Origin of the sequence: Cellulosimicrobium cellulans, from assembly GCF_007679345.1 — a bacterium.
GTDB classification, from domain to species: domain Bacteria; phylum Actinomycetota; class Actinomycetes; order Actinomycetales; family Cellulomonadaceae; genus Cellulomonas; species Cellulomonas cellulans_A.
On sequence record NZ_VEGH01000008.1, the window covers coordinates 12,732 to 32,908 of the forward strand.

A 20,177-nucleotide genomic window follows, 5' to 3' on the forward strand; every position below is an offset into this window, starting at 1 on the left:
CGCCGTGTCAGCGACAAGGGCAAACCCTCCGCGAGGAGGGGACGCAAAGCCACGGGACCCCCGCAGGTCAGCCGGGCTGCCGAACGAAGGATCTGCCATGGAACAGCGCGGCTTCTACGAGCCGGCCGAGCAGCGAGGCTCCGACCTCCGCTCCGACGTCACCGGGCGCGCGGCGACGCGCCTGTCCTCCTGGTCCCGCATCGCGGCGACCCTCGCCGCCCACGCGGACCTCGTGCCCACGCAGCGGGAGTGCACCTCCGCCTCCTGACCCGCGGGTCCGGTCGTCAGAGCTCGCCGACGCGCTGCATGTAGCGCATGGCGGCCCAGCCGACCGGGATGCGCAGCCAGTAGGTGAGCACGCGGAACAGCACCGCGACCGAGGTCGCGACGCCCGGGTTCACGCCGACCACCGTCAGCGCGCCCGCGAGGGCGATCTCGGTGGTGCCGATGCCGCCCGGGGTCGGGGCGATCGAGCCCGCCGTGTTGCCCGCCAGGTAGACGATCGCGACCTGCACGAGCGACAGGTGCTGGCCGAACGCCAGCAGGCACACCTCGAACGCGAGGATGTAGCCGAACGTCGTGATGAGGTTGCCCGCGAGCCCGACCCCGAGCCGGAACGGCTGGCCGACCACCTCGATGAGGCGGGGCCAGGTCTGCTGCACCGTCGGCAGCGTCTTGGCGGCCACCCACTGCCGCACCTTCGGCACCAGCAGGGCGGCGCCGATCAGGGCCGCGAGCACGCCGACCACGACGACGACGGTCGGCGACACGGTGAACCGCTCGAGCTGGTTCGTGCCCGACGCCACCGACAGCACCAGGAGCATCGGCAGGGTCACGACGAAGTGCGACACCTGCACGAGGGCGACGGTCGCCGTCGCGAGCGACGCCGACGTGCCGCGCCGGGTCAGCAGCCGCAGGTTGAGCGCGGCGGGGCCGATCCCCGCCGGCGCGGCCAGGGCCACGAACGTCGACGCCGACTGCGCCACCGACGCCCGCCACAGGGACAGCTTCACCGGGGAGAACGCCACCAGGGACAGCGCCGCCCCGAACAGCGTCGCCATGCCGAGCAGGAACGCCAGGACGCTCAGCCGCCAGTCGGTCGTCGCCAGCGCGTCGAGGATCGTCTGCAGGTTGATCGACGTCAGCAGGATGATCACGGCGGCCGTGGTGAGCAGGATGGTGAGCACCGTGCGCGCGCCGAACCGGATGAGCTGCACGGGCTCGACGTCGGCCTCGGGCAGGCGCGCGACCAGGGCCGACCGCAGCTCGGCCAGCACCTCCTTGTGCGCCCGCAGCTCCTCGCGGGTGCGGCGCGGCAGGGTGATCGTCTGCAGCAGCGGGCCGATCGCGGCGATGTCGCCCTCGGGCAGCACCGCGACGGCCGACTCCAGGGCGCGGGCGGGGCCGACGCGGAGTGCGAGCAGGGCGACCATCTGGGTCCGGTCCATGCGCTGGGCCAGCTCGGAGGAGGCGACGTCGCCCTGGTCCCACCCCACGAGCCACACCGTCGGGTCGTCCGGGCCGTCGGCCACCAGGATCACGTCGCTGGTCAGCGCGCGGTGGGCCAGCCCGGCCTCGTGGGCGGTGCCCAGCTGCCCCCAGATCGCCCGCAGCACGTCGTCGGTGATCGCCTCGGGGTCGAGCTCCGCGAGCGACGTGGCGGCGGGCACGGGGTCCTGGACCAGGAGCATCGAGGAGTCGGCCTCGGCGATGCCGCGCAGCGCGGGCGTGCGCACCCCGGCGGCGGAGGCCGTGAACGAGAGCAGGGCGGCGCGCTCCGCGGCCTGGCGCAGCGAGACGACGGACCGGCCGTCCAGGCCGCGCAGCCGCAGGGAGCGCCACAGCCGGCTGAGGAAGCCGATCACCTGACGGTCGCCGTCGAGCACGAGCACGTCGAGCTCCTGGCCGTCCTCGGTGACCATGCCGTAGGCGCGGTGGTCGGCGTACCGGACGGCGGCCCGCGCCCCGGCGCTGGCCGGCACGGCGGCACCCGGCGTCCCGTCCGGGCCGGGGGGCTGCGCGTCGTCGGCCGGGTCCTCGTCCTCGTCGGGGACCCGCACCAGGACCCGCGGCTGCCAGCCCGCGCGGCGCACGCCCGCGACCAGGCTCGCCCCGTAGGCCCGGTCGGACCGCACGCCCGACACGTACCGGACGGCGAGCCCGGCGGCGCGCCCGATCAGCAGGGCGATCGCGACGCCCGGCAGGGACGCGCCCGCCGTGATCACCATGACGCCCACCGCGACCCACACCAGGTTCCACGACCAGGACACGGTGCGCCGGCGGGTGCGCGGGCCGGTCGCGGTCAGCAGGCCGGCGATCAGGGCGATGTACTCGGGGATCGACAGCGTGAGCACGCCGTCCAGCCGGACGGACAGCCCGGCGACCAGCTGGTCCGACCCCAGGTGCTCGATCAGCCACGCGACGCCCGCCGAGGCCAGGACGGCGACGATCGCGGCGATCGACGCCTCGACCATCTGCCGCCCGAGGCGGCGCACCGCCAGCTCCGTGAGGACGGCGACCGGCACCAGGTACGTGACGACGGTCTCGAGCAGCGCGACCGGCACCACGAGGATCTGGCGGAGCAGGGAGGCGAAGCCCTGCACGTCCTCCGCGACGCCGGTCGTGGTGTTGTGCGCGTACGTCGCCAGCGCCATGACCGCCACCGCGCCGACCAGGCTGAGCACGACGCCCAGCAGGTCGCTCGGGTGGTGCACCCGGACGGCGGGGGTGTCGAGCACCTGGGGCCGGCCGAGCCCGTCGAGCGGCGCCTGGCTGCGCTCGCCCGCGGCGGGCCCGTCGGGTCGACCGGACGCCGCCGGCGCGCTGGTCGAGGCGTCGGGCATGGTGGCGAGTCTAGGCAGCGACGGTCCCCCCTGGTGGGCACCCGCACGCACTGCGCACGGAATCCGTCCTGGAGGATGACGGCGTCCGGGCGCCGTCTCCGTCGCGAGGATGACCCCCGGGGGCTAGCGTGACCGGCGGGGACGTCGCCGGTCGGGCGGCCGACCGCCCCGCTGGAGCACCCGGAGGTACGCGTGGCTCAGGACGTGCAGGGCAGGGTGGCGGCGGTGCTGCGCTCGGTCTGGTGGCTGCCGGTGCTCCGGGGCGTGCTGATGATCGTGCTCGGCCTGCTGCTGCTGGTCGAGCCGCTGGGCACGCTCGTCGCCCTCGTGTGGGTGTTCGGCGTGTTCGCGGTCGTCGACGGCGCCGTCGTGCTGCTGCAGGCGCTGCTCGCGCGCGGCCGGCCCGGGTTCGGCTGGCTGGTCGCGGAGGGCCTGGTCAGCATCGGGTTCGGCGCGCTCATCATGCTGTGGCCGGACGTGACGGCGCTCGTGCTGTTCTACCTGCTCGCGCTCTGGGTGCTCGTGCTCGGCGTCACCGCCGTGATCGTCGCCGTCACGCAGTACCGGGCGCGGGACCTGGCCTGGTCCGGGACGCTCGTGTTCGGGCTGATCGGGTTCCTGTTCGGCCTGCTCCTGGCGATCAAGCCCCAGGGCACCGTCGACGTCATCCTCACCGTGTACGGGCTGTTCGCGTTCGTCGCGGGCGTGGTGATGCTCGTGTCGGGGTTCGCCACCCGGTCGCTGAGCCGCCAGCTCGCGGCGGACGGGCGCGCCGCGGGGTCGACCGCGGCCTGAGCCGGCCTCAGCGGATGCCGAGCGCCTCGCGCCACGCCGCCGGCAGCAGGGCGTAGCCGACGAACGCCACGACGTCGAGCACCGTGTGCGCCACCACCAGCGGCATCGTCCGCCGTCGGCGGCGGTAGTACTCGGCGAACACCAGGCCCATGACCACGTTGCCCAGGAACGGGCCGATGCCCTGGTACAGGTGGTACGACCCGCGCAGCACCGCCGAGGTGACCAGGATCGCCGGGGTCCGCCACCGCAGCTCGCGCAGCCGCTCCATCAGGTAGCCCACGACGATCACCTCCTCCAGCAGCGCGTTCTGCAGCGCCGAGAGGATCAGCACCGGGACGGTCCACCACGCGGCGTTCAGCGCGGCGGCCTGCACCTCGACGGTGATGCCGACCGCGCGCCCGACGACGTACAGCGCCAGCCCGGGCAGACCGATCAGCGCGGCGAGCCCGAACCCGACGCCGAGGTCCCGGCCCGGGCGGGAGCCGTCCAGGCCGATCCGGCGGGCCGCGCTGCGACCGTTCGACGACAGCAGGTACAGGGCGAGGGCGACCGGGACCAGCGCGAACCCGATCGACAGCAGCTGGTACGTCAGGTCGAGGTACGGGCGGGCGGAGCGGCTGGCGTTCAGCGTGGCGCTCTGCGACGCGAGCGGGGTGCCCGCGGTGAGGCGCGCGGCGATGTTGACCACCGCGTACACGGCGGACTGGCCGAGGGACAGGCCGAGGACGATCCAGATCTCGGCCGTGAGGCGGCGGCGCCGCGCGCGCTCCGAGACGGGCGGGGCGCCGGGGGGCGCGGTCGTGCTCGGGTCGGAGGCGGTCACGCCCCGCAGCGTAGGGGGCGCCGCTGGGTGCCGCCTGGACGGGGGCTGTGCTCGTGGGGTTGTGCGGGATGCGTGCGGCGCATAGGTTTGCAGCACAAACCAGTTGGTGACCGTGATACCCGTCCGACCACGGAGACGCTCCATGCCCCAGCCTCCCGCCCATCCCCGGCAGCCCGGCGCCCCCGATGGCTGGTTCGACGCGGCCGCGGCGCGCGCCATCATCGACGTCCAGCACGCCCGTGTCCGGGCGACCGCCTACGCCGACGACCGCGTGATCCTCGGAGTGTGGGCCATCGCCTGGCTGGTGGGCTACGGCTTGCTGTGGGCGAGCGCCGGGAACGGCGTCGAGCGCATCCCCCGGTGGGCGTGGACGAGCTTCGGCGTCCTGCTGATGAGTGCTGTGGTGACCACGATCGGGCACGCGGTGACGCGGATGTCCGGCGTGGACGGGGTGAGCCGTCGGACCAGGGCGGTGTACGGATGGACCTGGTTCGTCGCGTTCGGTGCCGGGCAGGCGCTCGTGGGCGGCGTCGCGCGGGCGGGCGCGCCGAACGACGTGATCGCACTGGCGGCCAACGGGGTGTCCGCCCTCATCGTGGCTGTGATGTACATGGCGGGTGGCATGCTCTGGCGGGACCGCGCTCAGTTCGGCCTCGGGGTGTGGATGGCCGTGGTGGCTGCCGCCGCCGCGCTCGTGGGCCTGCCGGGCACGTTCGCCGTCATGTGCCTCGCCGGCGGTGGTGGGATGGCCGTCGGCGTCCTGGTCGCCCACGTCGCACGCGCACGCGGAGCCGCCGCGTGACCGACGCCGACCTCGACCCCGTGATCCACGCGCAGTCCCGGCTGCGCGTCGTCGCCACCCTCGCGGCGCTCGCACCCGGCGACCGTCTCGCGTTCCCCCGGCTGCAGCAGCTCCTCGAGATGACGGCCGGCAACCTGTCCACGCACCTGCGCAAGCTGGAGGAGGCGGAGTACGTGACCGTCGAGAAGACCTTCGAGGGCCGCTCGCCGGCCACGTACGTCGAGCTGTCGCCGGAGGGCCGGGCCGCGTTCGCCCGGTACACCCGCGCGCTCACCGACCTGCTGGGCGGTGCGCGGTGACCGCCGCGCTCGTCGAGCTGGACGGCGTGACCCGCCGGTACGGCGACGTCGTCGCCCTGGACGACGTGTCGCTGACCGTCGGCGCGGGGGAGCTGGTCGGACTGCTCGGGCCGAACGGCGCCGGGAAGTCGACGCTGCTGTCCCTGGTCAGCGGGCTGCGCCGACCGGACGCGGGGACCGTGCGGCTGGCCGGGCTCGACCCGCGCGACCCCGCCGCCCGCGCGGAGCTCGGCACCACGCCCCAGGAGACCGGGCTGCCGTCGACGCTCCGGGTCGGGGAGGTCGTGGACCTGGTCGCCGGGCACTACGCCGACCCGATGCCGCGCGGGGAGGTGCTGGAGCGGTTCGGGCTGACCGATCTCGCGCGCCGGCAGACCGGTGGGCTGTCCGGCGGCCAGCGGCGCCGGCTCGCGGTGGCGCTGTCGCTGGTCGGGCGGCCCCGCGTGGTCCTGCTGGACGAGCCGACGACCGGACTCGACGTCGAGGCCCGGCACACGCTGTGGGCGGCGCTGCGCGACTACCAGTCCGGCGGCGCGACCGTGATCGTCACCAGCCACTACCTGGAGGAGATCGAGGCGCTCGCCCGCCGGGTCGTGGTCGTGGGTGGCGGCCGGGTGCTCGCCGACGACGACCTGCCGACGATCCTCGCGATGGCCGCCGCGCGCCGCGTGCTGGTCGAGGTGCCCGAGGCCGAGGAGCCGCGGCTGCGGGCGCTCGCGGGCGTCCTCGACGTGCGGCGCGAGGGGCGCCGCGTCGTCCTGCTGGCCGGCGACGCGGACGCGGTGGTCCGGGCGCTGGTGCACGCGGACGTGCCGTTCCGCGACCTGGAGGTGCGGGGCGCCTCGCTGGAGGAGGCCTTCCTCGCGCTCACCACCTCGGCGCCCGCCGCCGCCACGTCCACCACGCCCGCCACCGCCCCCGGGGAGCCCCGATGACCGCCGCGACCACCGCCGGGCGTACCGCCCGGCCCGCCGGGACCCGGTCCTGGTTCGCGCTCGCCCTGCTGCACACCCGGTTCCAGCTCCTGGAGTCGGTGCGGGTGCCGATCGCGGTGATCGGCAACCTGCTGTTCCCCTCGTTGGCGCTGCTGTTCTTCGTGGTGCCGCAGCGGGCCGTCGCCGACGACCCGCTCGCCTCGGTCGCCGCCGTCGCGCAGCTCGGGACGTTCGCCGTGATGTCGGCGTGCCTGTTCACGCTCGGCGCCGGGGTCTCGGAGGACCGGCAGCTCGCGTTCGACCCGTACGTCCGGACCCTGCCTGCCGGCGCGGGGCCCCGGCTGGCCGGGCGGATCGTCAACGCGATCGTGTTCTGCCTCGGGGCCCAGGTGCCGGTGATCCTGATCGCCGTCCTGCTGACGTCGGCGTCCGTGACGCCCGCGCGCGGGCTCGGCGGGCTGGCGATGGTGCCGGTCGTGGCGGTGCCGTTCACGCTGCTGGGCCTCGCGATCGGGTACGCCCTGTCGGCGAAGGCGGCGATCGCGGTGGTCCAGGCGGTGCTGTTCCCGCTGGCGTTCGCGGGCGGGCTGTTCCTGCCGCCCGAGGCGTTCCCGTCCTGGCTCGACGCGCTGTCCCAGGCGCTGCCGTCCCGGGCGGCACGGGACCTGGTCGTGCAGGTGACCACCGGCATCGAGGGCTCGGCGTGGGCGCTGCCGGTGCTGCTGGCGTGGACGGCGGTGTTCGCGGTGCTGGCGGTCCTGGCGTACCGGCGCGACGAGGGGCGCCGGTTCCGCTGAACCGGGCGGGCGGGCCGTCAGGCGCGGGCGAGCGCCGCGGCCGCCTGGGCCACGACCTCCGGGTCCGTCACCGTCCAGCCGCCGCCCGAGCCGCCGCCGCCCGGGCCGCCGTCCCCGGCGACCGCGCGGCTGGCGGACAGGTGCACGGCGTCCACGCCGGCCGCGATGAGCGCGCCGATGTCGACGGGCCGCACGCCGCCGCCGGCCATCACCTGGACGGCGCCGGCGGTGTGCTCGACCATCGCGGCGAGCCGGCGCACGCCGTCGATGCTGCGGGCCTCGCCGCCCGAGGACAGCACGCGGGTGACCCCGGCGCCGGCCAGCGCGTCCAGGACCGCGAGCGGGTCCGCCACGGAGTCGACGGCCCGGTGGAACGTGACCTCGCGGCCGTCCGCGGCGCGGACCAGGGCGGCCAGCGCGCGGTCGTCGACCCGGCCGCCCGCGGTGAGCGGCCCGACGACGACGCCGTCGACGCCCAGGCCGACGGCGGCGCGCACCTCGCGGACCTGCACGTCGAGCTCGTCCGCGTCGTAGACGAACGACCCCGGCCGCGGGCGCACCAGGACGTGCACCCCCGGGGCCGCGTCCCCGGCCGCGGACCGCGCGTCGCGCTCGGCCACGAGGGCGGCGAGCAGGCCGGCACCGGGGGTCAGCCCGCCCGTCGCGGCGAGCGCGGCGCACACCTCGGTGCGCGCCGCACCGGCGTCGGCCGCCACGCGGTAGCCCGCCAGGTCCTGGACGGCGATCTCGAGGACGGGACGGGACGCGGGCACGGCTCCTCCAAAGGGCGGGGGGTCGGTGCTGACCGTAGCCCCTCGGCGCGCCACGCCCCGGGACGTCCGTGCGGACGCCCCGGGGCGTGGGTGGGTGGACGCGTCAGGCGAACCGGCGCAGGCGGAGCGAGTTCGCCACCACCAGCACCGAGGAGAACGCCATCGCCGCCCCCGCGATCATCGGGTTGAGCAGGCCGAGCGCCGCGAGCGGGATGGCCGCGACGTTGTAGGCGAACGCCCAGAACAGATTCTGCTTGATCACCCGCAGCGTCCTGCGCGCGAGACGCACGGCCTGCGGCGCCGAGCGGAGGTCGCCGCGGACGAGCGTCACGTCGGCGGCCTCGATCGCCACGTCGGTGCCGGTGCCCATCGCGAGCCCGAGGTCGGCGGTGGCGAGCGCCGCGGCGTCGTTCACGCCGTCGCCGACCATCGCGACGCGCCGGCCCTCGCCCTGCAGCCGCCGGACGACGTCGACCTTGTCGGCGGGCAGCACCTCGGCCACCACGTCCGCCTCGGCGATCCCGACCGACCGGGCCACCGCCCGCGCGGCACCCGCGTTGTCGCCGGTCAGCAGGACCGGCCGCAGGCCGAGGGCCCGCAGGTCCGCCACCGCGCTCCGCGAGCCGTCCTTGACCGGGTCGCGCAGCACGAGCACGCCGCGCGCGGCGCCGTCCCAGGCGACCAGCACGGCGGTGGCCCCGTCGGCCTCGGCGGCGGCGAACCGCGCGCCCAGGTCGGCGTCGGCGGGCACGCCCTGCTCGGCGAGCCACGCGGGCCGGCCGACGAGCACCCGCCGGGACAGCCCGACGCCGGCGTGCGCGGTGCGGACCACGCCGCTGACGCCGCGCCCGGCCTCGGCCCGGAACTCGTGCACCTCGTCGGTGCCGATCCCGACGCCGTCCCCGCCGACGCCCGCCGCCTCAGGGGCGAGCCCGGCCGCGGCCTCGGCGATCGCGCGGGCGATCGGGTGCTCCGCCAGCGCCTCGACGGCGCCGGCGAACCGGAGGACCTCGCGCTGGGCCTCGGTGCGGGCCGGGCCCGCGGTGTCGTTGGCCGTGCCGGCGCCCGGGTCCCCGGCGTCCGGGCCGTCCCCGGCGGCCAGCACGCCGACGAGCGCCATGCGGCCCTCGGTGACCGTGCCGGTCTTGTCGAGCACGACGGTGTCGACCGCGCGGGTCTGCTCGAGGATCTCCGGGCCCTTGATCAGCACACCCAGCTGCGCGCCGCGCCCGGTCCCGACCAGCAGGGCCGTGGGCGTGGCGAGCCCGAGGGCGCAGGGGCAGGCGATGATCAGCACCGCGACCGCGGCGGTGAACGCCGCCTGCGCCGAGGCGCCGGACAGCAGCCAGGCGGCCAGAGTGCCGACCGCCAGCACGAGCACGACCGGCACGAACACCGCCGAGATCCGGTCGGCGAGCCGCTGCACCGGCGCCTTGCCCGTCTGCGCGGCGGCGACCAGCCGGCCGATCTGCGCCAGGCGGGTGTCCTCGCCCACGCGCGTCGCGCGGACGACCAGGTGGCCGCCGGTGTTGATCGTGGCGCCGGTGACCTCGTCGCCGGGCCCGACGTCGACGGGCACCGGCTCGCCGGTCAGCAGGCTGGTGTCGACGGCGCTGGTGCCGGAGACGACGACGCCGTCCGTCGCGACCTTCTCGCCCGGGCGCACGGCGAACTCGTCGCCCACCCCGAGGCGCCCGACCGGGACGCGCTGCTCGGTGCGCCGGCCGTCCGGGCCGGTCACGAGGAGCGCGACGTCCTTCGCGCCGAGGTCCAGCAGGGACCGCAGCGCGTCCCCGGCCCGGCGGCGCGAGCGGTGCTCGGCGTACCGGCCGGCGAGCAGGAACGTCGTGACGACGGCGGCGACCTCGAAGTACAGCTCGGGCATGTGCGTGCCCATGCCGTCGTCCGCCGCGGGCCACAACGTCGGCGTCATCGTCATGCCGAGGGCGCCGGCGCCGCCGAGCAGCAGCGCCCACAGCGACCAGCCGGTCGCCGCGACGATGCCGATCGACACCAGGGTGTCCATCGTGGACGCGCCGTGCCGCGCCGCGCGGACCGCGGCGCGGTGGAACGGCCAGGCCGCCCAGGTGGCGACCGGGAGCGCGAGGACCGCGACCAGCCACTGCCAGCCGCGGAACTGCCACGCCGGCACCATCGACAGCAGCAGCACCGGGACGGTCAGGACAGCCGCGACCCGTAGCCGGCGGCGCAGGTCGGTGCCGCGCGCGTCGGTCGGGGCCGAGGTGTCCTCGTCGGGGTCCATGTCGTGGCCCGGCGCCATGCTGTGGCCGGACAGGGCGTGCTCGGTGGGGTCCATGCCCGCCATGTCGTGGCCGGCGTGCTGGGGCGCGTGGTGCTGGGGCGCGTGGTGCTGCGTCGCGTGGTGCTGCGTCGCGTGGTGCTGCGTCGCGTGGTGCTGCGTCGCGTCGTGCCCGGCGGGCGCGTCGGCCACCGGGGCGGTGGGTGCGCCGAGGTCGCGCCGGCCGGTGACCGTCGCGTCGTACCCCGCGGCGCGCACCGCGGCGACCAGCGCGTCGACGTCCGGCGTGCTGCCGTCCTCGGCCGGGGACACCTCGACGTGCGCGCTCTCGAGCGCGAGGTTCACGGTCGCCCGCGCCCCGGGGACGCGGTTGAGGCGCTTCTCGACGCGCGCGACGCAGGACGCGCAGGTCATGCCCTCGACGGCCAGGTCGACCGTGCCGACCGGCGCCACGGGCAGGTCGGTGGTGCGCGGGTCGTCGGCTGTCACAGCAGCGACTTCCGCGGCGTGACGGCGTACCCGGCCTCGTCGACGGCGGCGGCGATCGCCTCGTCGGACAGCGGCGCGTCCGAGGTGACGGTGACGGGCGACGACCCGCCGGCGACCAGGTCGACCCGCACGTCGGTGACGCCGGGCAGCGCGGTGAGCTCCTCGGTCACGTGGCGGACGCAGTTGCCGCAGGTCATGCCGTCCACGGAGAAGCTGGTGGTCTGGCTCATGGTGGTTCCTCTCGAGGTGCGGGTCGGGGTCAGGAGCGGACGAGCCGGGCGATGGCCTCGGAGGCCTCGCGGACCTTCTCGGCACCGGCCTCCTCGGACTGCCGGGCCGCGTCGACGACGCAGTGGCCCAGGTGGTCCTCGACGAGGCCGATGCTCACGGCCTGCAGCGCCTTGGTCACGGCGGCGACCTGGGTCAGGACGTCGATGCAGTAGACGTCCTCGTCGACCATGCGCGCGATGCCGCGCACCTGCCCCTCGATGCGCTTGAGGCGCTTCAGGTAGTCGTCCTTGTCACCGCTGTACCCGTGCACGTCGCGCTCCCTCCGTGCGGGGCGCGAGCGCACCCCGTCGCAGCTCCCAACGCTATACCCCCCAGGGGTATTCCACGAGGACGGAGGTCCCGCGCTCGAGGAGCCGTCGAGCACGCAGCAGCTGCGGGGTTCGAGCGCGTCGAACCCCACGTCTGGTGCATGCTCGGCGGGGCCGGCGGGGCCGGCGGGGCCGGCGGGGGCGGCGGGGGCGCGCAGGTGGCGCGCGCCGGGTCAGAGGCCGCTGCGGCGGGCGTACGCGCGGGCGTCGACGCCGCGGAGGTCGCAGAACTCGCGCACCGGGCCGGTGAGCAGCAGGTCCACGTGCCGGAGGTCGGCGACGGTGCGGGCGCCGAGCAGCGTCATGATGTCGCCGACCTGGGTCAGCCAGGACTCGATGCGGGCCACGAGCGCCGCCTCGCCGTCGGTCAGCAGCGTGCGGAGGAACCCGCCCGCGACGCCGACGGCCGTGGCGCCGAGCGCCAGCGCGCGCACGACGTCGAGGGGGTGCCGGACGCCGCCGGACGCCAGCAGGTCCACGCCGTCCACCGACGACGCGTCCAGCAGGCCTTCGACCGCCGACTGCCCCCACGACGCGAGGTAGTCCATGCCGCCGTCGGTACGGCGGGCGGACTCGATGGCGGTGAAGTCGGTGCCGCCGCGGCCCGAGACGTCGACGGCGGCGACGCCGAGGTCCCGCAGCCGCTCGACGGTGCCGCGGCTCATGCCCGCGCCGACCTCCTTGACGACCACGGGGACGTCCACGCCGTCGACGATGGCCGCGATGTTGTCGGCCCAGCGCGTGAAGTCGCGGTCGCCCTCGGGCATGACGATCTCCTGCGCCGGGTTGATGTGCACCTGCAGGCCGTCCGCGCCCAGGATCTCCACCGAGCGCCGGGCCTGCGCGGGCGTCAGGTTGGCGTTCACGTTCGCCAGGACGAAGCCGTCGGGGTTGAGGTCGCGCAGCACCCGGAACGACGGGATCGCCGCGGGCTCGCGGTGCAGGATGCCCGTCGAGCCGGACGCGATCGGGACGCCGGTCTCCCGCGCGGCGACCGCGAGGGCGCGGTTGATCGTCGCGGTGTGCGCGGTGCCGCCCGTCATGCCGTTGATGTAGAGCGGCACCGGCCAGTCGAGCACCCGGCCGGCGGTGTGCAGCGACACCTGGGCGCGGTCACCGGCCCGCAGCGGGTGGTTCATCGGGCGGACGTGGTCGAAGTCGCTCGGCCCGGGCTCGGCGTGCTGGGCGACGGCGAGGCGGACGTGGTCGTCCTTGCGGCGCGCGTCCTGCTCGGCGGGGGCCGCGGGCGCGCCGGCGGCACCGGCGACGGGCTGGTCCTGGCCGGACAGGTGGGCGTCGTCGGCGGTCATCGGGCGTCCCCGGCGTCGCACGGCTGCTGCACGTGGAGCGACAGGTGCCGCACGTCGGACAGCGCCCAGTCCCGGAGCATCGGCTCCAGGTCCGTGTCGGCGTCGACCAGCACGATGCCGCAGTCGCCGCCGCCCGCGCCGGACGACTTCGCCGCCGCGCCGACGCCCTCGGCGGTCTCGCACAGGGTGCGCAGCGCGGGGGTCTCGATGTCGACGCCGGCGGCGCGCGCGAGCGAGGTGAGCAGGCCTCGGGCGCGGTGGATCTGCGCCTTCGCGGCGGGGGCGTCGTCGCGCTCGATGGCGTCGGCCAGCGCGTCCACGCACTCCCGGGAGGCGGCGAGGAAGTCGGGGTAGTGGGCCTCGGCGGCACCCTTGCGGGACTGCATGCGCTCGACCAGGCGGGTGGTCGACGCGGGGACGCCCGTCCAGCCGACGACGAGCCGCATGCTGCGCGGCGTCGGGAGGCGCCGCACGGACAGGCCGGGCCAGTCGGCGTCGAGCAGCGCGGACAGCGGTCGCTGCGCGCCCGACGACTCCGCGGCGTCCTGGGCGGTGCGCAGCCAGTCGCGGTCGAGCGCGGCGTACCGGATCCACCCGCCGTACAGGCTCGCGGCGACGTCGCCGCCGGAGCCCATCGGGTTCACCGCGACGGTCGCCAGCAGCGCCAGACGGAGCAGCCGGTCGGTCGGCAGGTCGAGCGCGTAGAACCGGTCGAGCGCCCGCACGGTCGCGGCGGTGACGGCCGCCGACGACCCGAGGCCGAACTTCCGGCCGGACTGGTCGTCGAGCTCGGACGTGATCGTGATGTCGTAGAAGCCGAGCTCGCGGCCCTGCTCCGCGGCGAACCGCTCCACGACGTCGATCGCCGCGAGCACGTAGTCGAACGGGCGGCTGTCGTGGTCGAGCACGACCCGGCCGCCGTCCCGCCGCCAGACGACGGGCAGCCGGCCGTACTGGTCGGACGCGATGGACCCGGCGCCCTCGGCACGGGCGAGACGCACGGTGACGTGCCGGTCGACGGCGACGAGCACCGCGGGGTACCCCGCCTCCACGACGGCGTACTCGCCCGCGACGAACAGCTTGCCGGGGGCGCTGACCTCGATGGCCTCGGGCGCGGTCACGCGGCACCTCCCGTCGTCACGCGCAGGTCCGGCCCGGGGCGCGCGGTCACCACGCGCCGGGTGCCGCCCTCGGAGAGCGCCTCGGCGACGGCCGGGAGGTCGTGCCCGGCGCACAGCACCTTGACGTTCGGGCCCGCGTCGATGGTCGCCCAGCAGGGCAGGCCGTCGGCGCGCAGCGCCTGCACCTGGTCGAGCACGCCGACCGTGTGCGCGGTCCAGTACCGGACCGGCGGGCGGGCGCCGAGCATCGTCGCGTGCATCCGCAGGGCGTTCGACTCGGCGAGGGCGCCCAGGGTCGGCAGGTCGCCGGCGCGCACGGCGTCGAGCATCAGCGCGACGTCGACCTCGGTCGACTCGGTCCAGGACGGGAAGAAGGGGGAGGTCTCGACGGTGCGGCGCATGGCCTCGCGGGACGAGATCGACTTGGGGCCGGCGTCCAGCACGACCACCGCCATCGCCGGGTCGAGCGCGCCGCCGGCCTCGCCGCCGGGGACGGGCTCCGCGAACGACGACGCGTCGTCGGTGCCGGCGTGCCACACGACGAGGCCGCCGAACACCGAGCGCGCCGCCGAGCCGGAGCCGCGGCGGGCCAGCCGGGACAGCGCCCGCGGGTCGAGGTCCAGCCCGTACGCGGCCGACGCGGCACCGGTGAGCGCGGCGAACCCGCTCGCGGACGACGCCAGGCCCGCGCCGGTCGGCACGGTCGAGACGGAGGTGACCGAGGCGTGCGCGGACGACCCGGCGAGCGAGCGGACCAGGTCGAGGAACCGTCGGACGCGGGTCAGCTCGCCGTCGGACATGGGGCGGCCGTCGAGCGTCCCGGTGTCCTCGGCCGCGCCCGCGTCCAGGGTCACGGTCGTCGTGGCGTGGAAGGCGTCGAGCGTGAGGGACAGGCTCGAGGTCGCGGGGAGCGCCAGGGCCTCGTCGCGCTTGCCCCAGTACTTGGCGAGCGCGATGTTCGCGTGCGCGACGGCGGTCGCGGAGTCAGTCATCCGAGGGGCACCTGGGCGGAGGGGGCGGCGGGGCGCCGCGCGTCGGTCCGGTGCAGCCACGTGCGCGCCGCTCCCGCGCGGCGCAGGGCAGCGGCGATCGTACCAGCGGAGGCGGCGTCGGCCGCGAGCGCCAGCATGCATCCGCCCTGGCCACCGCCGGTGAGCTTGGCGCCGAGGGCGCCGGCGGCGAGGGCCGCGCCGACCAGGCGGTCCAGCTCGGGGGAGGAGACGCCGAGCTCGGCGAGGGCGCCGTGCGCGCGGGTCATCCGGGCGCCCAGCTCCGCGGGCCGGTCGAGGGCCAGGTCGTCGACCACGTCCCGGGTGATGGCGCCCAGCTCCGCGATCAGCTCCGCCCCGCGGGCCGGGTGCCGGTCCCGGAACGACCGGACGTCGGCGACCGCGACCCGCGTCCGCCCGTGCACGCCGGTGTCCGCGACGACGAGGTGCGCGCGCAGCGCGAGGTCGAGCGGCCGGATCTCCCCGGCCTGGAACCACACGGGCTCGGTGGAGGCGGTGGTGCGGGCGTCGAGCCCGCTGGGGTTGCCGTGCGCGACCCGCTCGCCGACCTGGACCAGGTCGAAGTGCTCCTGCGGCGTCAGCGTGCGGCCGGCGAGGTCCGCCAGCGCGAGCGCGAGCGCCCCGGCGGTGGCGGCGCTGGAGCCGAGCCCGCGGGCGGCGGGGATGGTCGACTCGGTGGACAGCACGACGTCGCGGTGCGGCAGGCCGAGGTGGTCGAGCGTCGCCTCGACGGCGGCGACCGGCGCGGCGAGCTGCTCGGGGGCGTCGGACAGCGCGCCGGAGTAGAGCACGGACTCGAGCGCCAGCGGCCCCTCCTCGCGCCGGGCCACGGCGCGCATCGGCAGGCTCGCCAGCGGCAGCGCGATCGCGGGCTCGCCGTACACGACGGCGTGCTCGCCGACCAGGATCGCCTTCGCGCGGGTGTGCCCCGTCCCGGTGGCGCGCGGGGCGCCCGGGCCGGTGCTGCGCGGGTTCGAGCTCGAGATGGTCCGACTCCTCACATCAGGTGCGCCACGAACCACGGGGCCGCGTACAGCGACATGAACTGCACCCCGAAGTTGACGCCCAACCGGTTCAGCGTGCCGCAGGTCAGCCCGACCAGCAGCACGGCGAAGACGTTGACGAGCCCTGCGTCCAGGTAGGCGAGGAGCAGGACGAACACGACGAACAGCGCCAGCACGGCCTCGTGCGGCACGTACCGGGTCACCAGCGCGGTGAGCCGGAACGAGTACCGGACCGCCAGCACGTAGGACAGCACCAGCGCGAGCGCCCCGCCGACCACGACGGCCACCACGAACTGCGACGTCGACAGCAGCTGGTGCAGGTTGTTGTCGAGGGTCAGCACCGGGGGCGCGTTGAACAGCGCGTTTGCGGGGCCGACGGCGACCGGGGACAGCGGCAGGCCGACCGCCAGCAGCGGGATGATCACGCCCGCCAGGTAGGTCGAGTGCGCGAGCGCGGCCATCGAGGTGATCGCCCGGGACGACCGCTCGACCGGCTGCTGGCCACGGGCGCCGGACGCCTCGCCCATGAGTAGCGTCAGGGCGACCGGGCTGAGGAAGAACAGCGGCGTGGACGCGGCGGACACCGTGGCCGAGGCGCCGAGCTCGGCCCTGGTCAGCAGCCGGCGGGGGCTCAGCGGGGCGCCCTTCAGCTCCGAGCGCGTGATGACGACGGGCGTGCGCCCGGCGCGGGGGAGCGCGGCGCGCAGCGTCGGGTTGAGCAGCGTCGCCAGGCTGAGCAGCAGCGGGCCGGCGGTGATCGACAGGAAGAACGACACCGTGATCGTGCCGTCCTCGGGCAGCACGCCCGTCTGCCGGTACAGCGCCTGCACGCCCTGGAACAGCAGGCCGAGCGGGATGATCGCCAGCAGCGAGAGCAGCTTGTTCTTCCCGATCAGCGCCAGGACCACCGCGCCGCCGACGAACAGCAGCGCCCCGTACTCCCGCAGCTGGTCCGCGAACGGGGTGATGGCGCTCGCGATGAGCAGCGCCAGCGGCACCGAGATCAGCGTGCCGACGACCGACCCGGCGGCCATCTTGCGGATCGTCTCCGCCGCCCGGCCCTCCCGCTTGAGCAGCAGGGCGTGGTCGATCATCGGCGCGGACAGCACGCCGCCGGGCAGGCCGACCAGCGCCGTGGGGATCGAGTTGGTCAGGTTCAGCGTGACCACCGCGGCGATGAAGAACGCCAGCACCACCTGCGGGTCGGCACCGGCGAGCACGAGCGCGAGCGTCACGGGGAGCAGGACCGACGTCTCGTCGGTGCCGGGGATGAACCCGATCAGCGTGTACAGCGCGACGGCCGCGAGGGCGGCGGCGACCATCGGCAGCAGCAGGGAGAGGTCCACGGAGGTCTTTCGGTGCGGGGCGCCCGTCCGGATGGGTGGGGCGGGCGCGGCGGGTGGCGCGGGGGTGGCGCGCGGGGGGAGCGCGGGCGCGGGGGTCAGGCCGGTGGCGGCCCCGCCTCGGCGTCGTCGTCCGCCACGATCCGCACGTCCCGCTTGGGCCGGACCAGCGCCACGGAGGCGGCGAACCCGACCACCGAGCCGCCGAGGCCCCAGAAGAACTCCGAGGAGCCGAGGGCGCGGCCGATCACGACGGCGGCGGCCGTCGCGACCGCCGTGACCGCGAGCGCCAGGACCAGGTCGCGCATCGACACGCGGTCGCCCCAGATCTCGACGTACTGCTCGTCGTCGCTGCTCACGTTCCTCCTCCGGTCCGGATCGTCACCCTAGGACTTCCGCTGCGGGGAGCCTGTGCGGCGGTTGTGCGCGCGACGTGGACGTACGGGTCGGAGCGCGGGCTGGCCGACGGCCACTGTGGGGTGACCCGGGCCGACGGGGCAACTCGGGGCGACGCGCCGGGTGCCGACACGCCGACGGTTCACCCGCTCCGGTGGCGGGCCGCCGCTGCGCGCGGACGATGGGTGAGCATGAGCGACCAGACCACGCCCCAGGACCCGCAGACCCAGCACCCCGAGCCGGAGCAGCCGGCCCAGAACATCCCGCACCCCGGTCTCACGGACGACATGCGGCAGCAGCCCGACCACGGCGAGGAGTCGTACGTCGGCTCCGGCCGGCTCGAGGGCAAGCGCACGCTGATCACCGGCGGCGACTCGGGGATCGGTCGGGCGGTGGCGCTCGCGTTCGCCCGCGAGGGCGCCGACGTGGCGATCGTCTACCTCCCGGACGAGGAGGAGGACGCGCAGGAGACCGTGCGGCTGGTCGAGGCCGCCGGCCGCCGCGCGCTGACCCTGCCGGGCGACATCCGCGACGAGGCGTTCTGCTCCGAGATCGTGGAGCGCACGGTCGCCGAGCTCGGGGGGCTGGACGTGCTCGTCAACAACGCGGCGTTCCAGATGTCCCAGGAGAACGGGCTGCTGGACCTCACGACCGAGCAGCTCGACCGCACGTTCAAGACGAACCTGTACGCGATGTTCTGGATCACCAAGGCGGCGCTCCCGCACCTGCAGCCGGGCTCGAGCATCATCAACACGACGTCGGTCCAGGCCTACGAGCCCAGCCCGCAGCTCATCGACTACGCGACCACCAAGGCCGGCATCCTCAACTTCACCAAGGCGCTGGCGCAGCAGGTCGCCGAGCAGGGCGTCCGGGTCAACGCCGTGGCGCCCGGCCCGATCTGGACCCCGCTGATCCCGGCGACGATGCCCGAGGAGAAGGTGAAGGAGTTCGGCGCGGACACCCCGCTGGGCCGCGCCGGCCAGCCGGCGGAGCTCGCCCCGGCGTACGTGTTCTTCGCGAGCCAGGAGAGCAGCTACATCACCGGCGAGCGCATCGGCGTCACGGGCGGCCGCTCGCTGGCCTGACCCCGGCCCGCCGAGGTCGAGCGTTTCCGCCGAGGTCGAGGGTTTCCGACCGGCTCACGCGCCGAAACCCTCGACCTCGGCGTCAGGCGGCCAGGGCGCGGGCGCGGAGGAGGACCGCGTCGAGCATGTCCGGGGTCAGGCGGCCGGTGAAGGTGTTCTGCTGGCTGACGTGGAAGCAGCCCAGGAGGGTCAGGCGCTCGCCGGTGCCGGGGCGGTCGAGCACCTGCTCGGCGCCGTGGCCGAACCGCGGGCGCGGGCGCGGCACCGCCCAGCCCTGCTCGGCGAGCGTGCGGAGCAGCGCGTCCCAGCCGAAGGCCCCCAGCACCAGGGCGACCCGCGGGCGCACGATCTCCAGCTCCCGCGCCAGCCACGGCCCGCAGCGGTGCCGCTCCTCGGGCAGCGGCTTGTTGTCGGGCGGAGCGCAGTGCACCGGGGCCGTGATCCGCACCCCGGTGAGCGTCAGCCCGTCGCCGGCGTGCACGGACGTCGGCTGCGACGCCATCCCGACGCGGTGCATGGCGGCGAACAGGAAGTCGCCCGACCGGTCGCCGGTGAACATCCGGCCCGTCCGGTTGGCGCCGTGGGCCGCGGGCGCGAGCCCCACGACCAGCACGGGGGCCTGCGGGTCGCCGAAACCGGGGGCGGGCCGGGCCCAGTACTCCTGGTCCCGGTAGGCGGCGCGCTTCACGGTCGCGACGTGCTCCCGCCACGCGACGAGCCGCGGGCACGCGCGGCACTCGACCACGGCGCCGTCGAGCTCGGCGAGGTCGCGCGCGCCGGGGGCGGTGGTGGCGGGGAACCCGGGGTCGTCGGGCAGGTCGGGCGGGACCACGCGCGTCAGGCGAACCGGTCCGGGTCGCCCGCGCCCTCGCGGACCACCTCGGGGTAGCCCTCCGACCAGTCGACGACCGTCGTCGGCTCCGCGGACACCTCGCCGGCCTCGATCACCGCGTCGACGACGTGGTCCAGCTCCTCCTTCACCGTCCAGCCGTCCGTCTGCGGCTCGGTGTCGCCCGGCAGGATGAGCGTGGAGGACAGCAGCGGCTCGCCGAGCTCGTGCAGGATCGCCTGCACCACCCGGGAGTCCGGGATGCGCACGCCGACGGTCTTCTTCTTCGGGTGGGCCAGCCGCCGCGGCACCTCCTTGGTCGCCGGGAGGATGAACGTGTACGGCCCGGGGGTCGCGGCCTTGATCGCGCGGAACGGCGCGTTGTCGAGGCGCACCAGCTGCCCGAGCTGCGCGAAGTCGGTGCACATCAGCGTGAAGTGGTGCTTGTCGGTCAGGTGCCGGATCGCGCGGATCCGGTCCGCCCCGGTGTGGCTCTCCATGCGGCAGCCGAGCGCGTACCCGGAGTCGGTGGGGTAGGCGATCAGGGCGTCGTCGCGCAGCAGCTGCACGACCTGGCCGATCGACCGGGCCTGGGGGTCGTGCGGGTGGACGTCGAAGAACCGGGCCATGCCGTCGAGGGTGGCACGACGGCCGCGCGCCGACC

The 20,177-nt window shown here is 75.7% G+C and carries 21 protein-coding genes and 1 riboswitch; of the genes, 7 read left to right on the plus strand and 14 right to left on the minus strand.

What is annotated here, in order from left to right; genetic code table 11:
- The first annotated feature begins 8 nt into the window (after positions 1–8).
- A riboswitch (cyclic di-GMP riboswitch) is annotated at positions 9–84 on the plus strand.
- Positions 85–97: 13 nt separating this feature from the next.
- Entirely contained in the window at positions 98–268 is a 171-nt protein-coding gene (locus tag FS882_RS21000) for a hypothetical protein (protein ID WP_154728121.1), read from the plus strand.
- A gap of 16 nt (positions 269–284) precedes the next feature.
- Here the strand turns inward: FS882_RS21000 and FS882_RS11840 are convergent, their stop codons facing one another.
- Positions 285–2,843, minus strand: coding sequence for a lysylphosphatidylglycerol synthase transmembrane domain-containing protein (locus tag FS882_RS11840; RefSeq protein WP_158373273.1), 2,559 nt, complete (start codon positions 2,841–2,843; stop codon positions 285–287).
- Positions 2,844–3,035: 192 nt separating this feature from the next.
- On the opposite strand from FS882_RS11840, the gene FS882_RS11845 reads away from it, so the two are divergent.
- A complete protein-coding gene (locus FS882_RS11845) occupies positions 3,036–3,638 on the plus strand; it encodes an HdeD family acid-resistance protein (RefSeq protein WP_262348257.1) in 603 nt (200 codons plus the stop codon).
- A gap of 7 nt (positions 3,639–3,645) precedes the next feature.
- On the opposite strand, the gene FS882_RS11850 is transcribed toward FS882_RS11845, so the two are convergent.
- Positions 3,646–4,461, minus strand: coding sequence for a CPBP family intramembrane glutamic endopeptidase (locus FS882_RS11850; RefSeq protein WP_222848205.1), 816 nt, complete (start codon positions 4,459–4,461; stop codon positions 3,646–3,648).
- Between the two features lie 142 nt (positions 4,462–4,603).
- Here FS882_RS11850 and FS882_RS11855 point away from each other — a divergent pair, with 142 nt between their 5' ends.
- Genes FS882_RS11855 through FS882_RS11870 form a run of 4 tightly spaced genes read left to right on the plus strand, consistent with a single transcriptional unit; the run spans position 4,604 to position 7,294 of the window.
- Positions 4,604–5,263 carry a hypothetical protein gene (locus tag FS882_RS11855; protein ID WP_158373274.1) on the plus strand — a complete coding sequence of 220 codons (660 nt, stop codon included), beginning with the start codon at positions 4,604–4,606 and terminating at the stop codon, positions 5,261–5,263.
- Entirely contained in the window at positions 5,260–5,562 is a 303-nt protein-coding gene (locus tag FS882_RS11860; RefSeq protein WP_158373275.1) for a transcriptional regulator, read from the plus strand. The genes FS882_RS11855 and FS882_RS11860 overlap by 4 nt, the downstream gene beginning before the upstream one ends.
- Positions 5,559–6,497 carry an ABC transporter ATP-binding protein gene (locus FS882_RS11865; RefSeq protein ID WP_158373276.1) on the plus strand — a complete coding sequence of 313 codons (939 nt, stop codon included), beginning with the start codon at positions 5,559–5,561 and terminating at the stop codon, positions 6,495–6,497. The genes FS882_RS11860 and FS882_RS11865 overlap by 4 nt, the downstream gene beginning before the upstream one ends.
- Complete coding sequence (locus FS882_RS11870; protein WP_158373277.1) at positions 6,494–7,294, plus strand: ABC transporter permease; 801 nt, start codon at positions 6,494–6,496, stop codon at positions 7,292–7,294. Before FS882_RS11865 ends, FS882_RS11870 begins: the two co-directional genes overlap by 4 nt.
- A gap of 17 nt (positions 7,295–7,311) precedes the next feature.
- Here FS882_RS11870 and FS882_RS11875 read toward each other — a convergent pair whose 3' ends face one another.
- The 10 genes from FS882_RS11875 to FS882_RS11920 all read right to left on the minus strand — a co-directional run bounded on the left by FS882_RS11875 (position 7,312) and on the right by FS882_RS11920 (position 17,562).
- On the minus strand, positions 7,312–8,067 hold the full coding sequence (locus FS882_RS11875; RefSeq protein WP_158373278.1) for a copper homeostasis protein CutC: 756 nt from the start codon (positions 8,065–8,067) through the stop codon (positions 7,312–7,314).
- A 103-nt stretch (positions 8,068–8,170) separates the two neighbouring features.
- Positions 8,171–10,816, minus strand: a complete 2,646-nt coding sequence (locus FS882_RS11880) for a heavy metal translocating P-type ATPase (protein ID WP_262348258.1) — start codon at positions 10,814–10,816, stop codon at positions 8,171–8,173.
- On the minus strand, positions 10,813–11,046 hold the full coding sequence (locus FS882_RS11885) for a heavy-metal-associated domain-containing protein (RefSeq protein WP_158373279.1): 234 nt from the start codon (positions 11,044–11,046) through the stop codon (positions 10,813–10,815). Before FS882_RS11885 ends, FS882_RS11880 begins: the two co-directional genes overlap by 4 nt.
- Positions 11,047–11,075: 29 nt before the next feature.
- Positions 11,076–11,357 carry a metal-sensitive transcriptional regulator gene (locus tag FS882_RS11890; protein ID WP_147794991.1) on the minus strand — a complete coding sequence of 94 codons (282 nt, stop codon included), beginning with the start codon at positions 11,355–11,357 and terminating at the stop codon, positions 11,076–11,078.
- Positions 11,358–11,588: 231 nt separating this feature from the next.
- On the minus strand, positions 11,589–12,725 hold the full coding sequence (gene fni / locus FS882_RS11895; RefSeq protein ID WP_158373280.1) for a type 2 isopentenyl-diphosphate Delta-isomerase: 1,137 nt from the start codon (positions 12,723–12,725) through the stop codon (positions 11,589–11,591).
- Positions 12,722–13,846 (minus strand): phosphomevalonate kinase, encoded by a 1,125-nt coding sequence (locus tag FS882_RS11900; RefSeq protein WP_262348259.1) that lies wholly within the window; start codon positions 13,844–13,846, stop codon positions 12,722–12,724. Before FS882_RS11900 ends, fni begins: the two co-directional genes overlap by 4 nt.
- Positions 13,843–14,838, minus strand: a complete 996-nt coding sequence (mvaD, locus tag FS882_RS11905; RefSeq protein WP_158373281.1) for a diphosphomevalonate decarboxylase — start codon at positions 14,836–14,838, stop codon at positions 13,843–13,845. The genes FS882_RS11900 and mvaD overlap by 4 nt, the downstream gene beginning before the upstream one ends.
- Positions 14,835–15,857, minus strand: coding sequence for a mevalonate kinase (gene mvk / locus FS882_RS11910; RefSeq protein WP_222848206.1), 1,023 nt, complete (start codon positions 15,855–15,857; stop codon positions 14,835–14,837). Before mvk ends, mvaD begins: the two co-directional genes overlap by 4 nt.
- The gene (locus FS882_RS11915; RefSeq protein WP_158373282.1) at positions 15,854–17,206 is read right to left on the minus strand and encodes a tripartite tricarboxylate transporter permease; all 1,353 of its coding nucleotides are present in this window, start codon (positions 17,204–17,206) and stop codon (positions 15,854–15,856) included. Before FS882_RS11915 ends, mvk begins: the two co-directional genes overlap by 4 nt.
- A 95-nt stretch (positions 17,207–17,301) precedes the next feature.
- On the minus strand, positions 17,302–17,562 hold the full coding sequence (locus tag FS882_RS11920; protein ID WP_158373283.1) for a hypothetical protein: 261 nt from the start codon (positions 17,560–17,562) through the stop codon (positions 17,302–17,304).
- A gap of 228 nt (positions 17,563–17,790) precedes the next feature.
- On the opposite strand from FS882_RS11920, the gene FS882_RS11925 reads away from it, so the two are divergent.
- Positions 17,791–18,684, plus strand: coding sequence for an SDR family oxidoreductase (locus tag FS882_RS11925; protein WP_158373284.1), 894 nt, complete (start codon positions 17,791–17,793; stop codon positions 18,682–18,684).
- Positions 18,685–18,766: 82 nt separating this feature from the next.
- On the opposite strand, the gene FS882_RS11930 is transcribed toward FS882_RS11925, so the two are convergent.
- Together FS882_RS11930 and FS882_RS11935 are read right to left on the minus strand one after the other, a co-directional pair.
- Positions 18,767–19,525, minus strand: a complete 759-nt coding sequence (locus FS882_RS11930) for a uracil-DNA glycosylase (RefSeq protein WP_187365290.1) — start codon at positions 19,523–19,525, stop codon at positions 18,767–18,769.
- A complete protein-coding gene (locus FS882_RS11935; protein ID WP_158373285.1) occupies positions 19,522–20,142 on the minus strand; it encodes an L-threonylcarbamoyladenylate synthase in 621 nt (206 codons plus the stop codon). The genes FS882_RS11930 and FS882_RS11935 overlap by 4 nt, the downstream gene beginning before the upstream one ends.
- Between the last annotated feature and the right edge of the window lie 35 nt (positions 20,143–20,177).

What these genes read in the sequence shown, in the direction of transcription:
- FS882_RS21000 (WP_154728121.1), top strand. Translation starts at nt 98, where the DNA reads ATGGAACAGCGCGGCTTCTACGAGCCGGCCGAGCAGCGAGGCTCCGAC.
- FS882_RS11840 (WP_158373273.1), bottom strand. Translation starts at nt 2,843, where the DNA reads ATGCCCGACGCCTCGACCAGCGCGCCGGCGGCGTCCGGTCGACCCGAC.
- FS882_RS11855 (WP_158373274.1), top strand. Translation starts at nt 4,604, where the DNA reads ATGCCCCAGCCTCCCGCCCATCCCCGGCAGCCCGGCGCCCCCGATGGC.
- FS882_RS11870 (WP_158373277.1), top strand. Translation starts at nt 6,494, where the DNA reads ATGACCGCCGCGACCACCGCCGGGCGTACCGCCCGGCCCGCCGGGACC.
- FS882_RS11885 (WP_158373279.1), bottom strand. Translation starts at nt 11,046, where the DNA reads ATGAGCCAGACCACCAGCTTCTCCGTGGACGGCATGACCTGCGGCAAC.
- fni (WP_158373280.1), bottom strand. Translation starts at nt 12,725, where the DNA reads ATGACCGCCGACGACGCCCACCTGTCCGGCCAGGACCAGCCCGTCGCC.
- mvaD (WP_158373281.1), bottom strand. Translation starts at nt 14,838, where the DNA reads ATGACTGACTCCGCGACCGCCGTCGCGCACGCGAACATCGCGCTCGCC.
- FS882_RS11925 (WP_158373284.1), top strand. Translation starts at nt 17,791, where the DNA reads ATGAGCGACCAGACCACGCCCCAGGACCCGCAGACCCAGCACCCCGAG.
- FS882_RS11935 (WP_158373285.1), bottom strand. Translation starts at nt 20,142, where the DNA reads ATGGCCCGGTTCTTCGACGTCCACCCGCACGACCCCCAGGCCCGGTCG.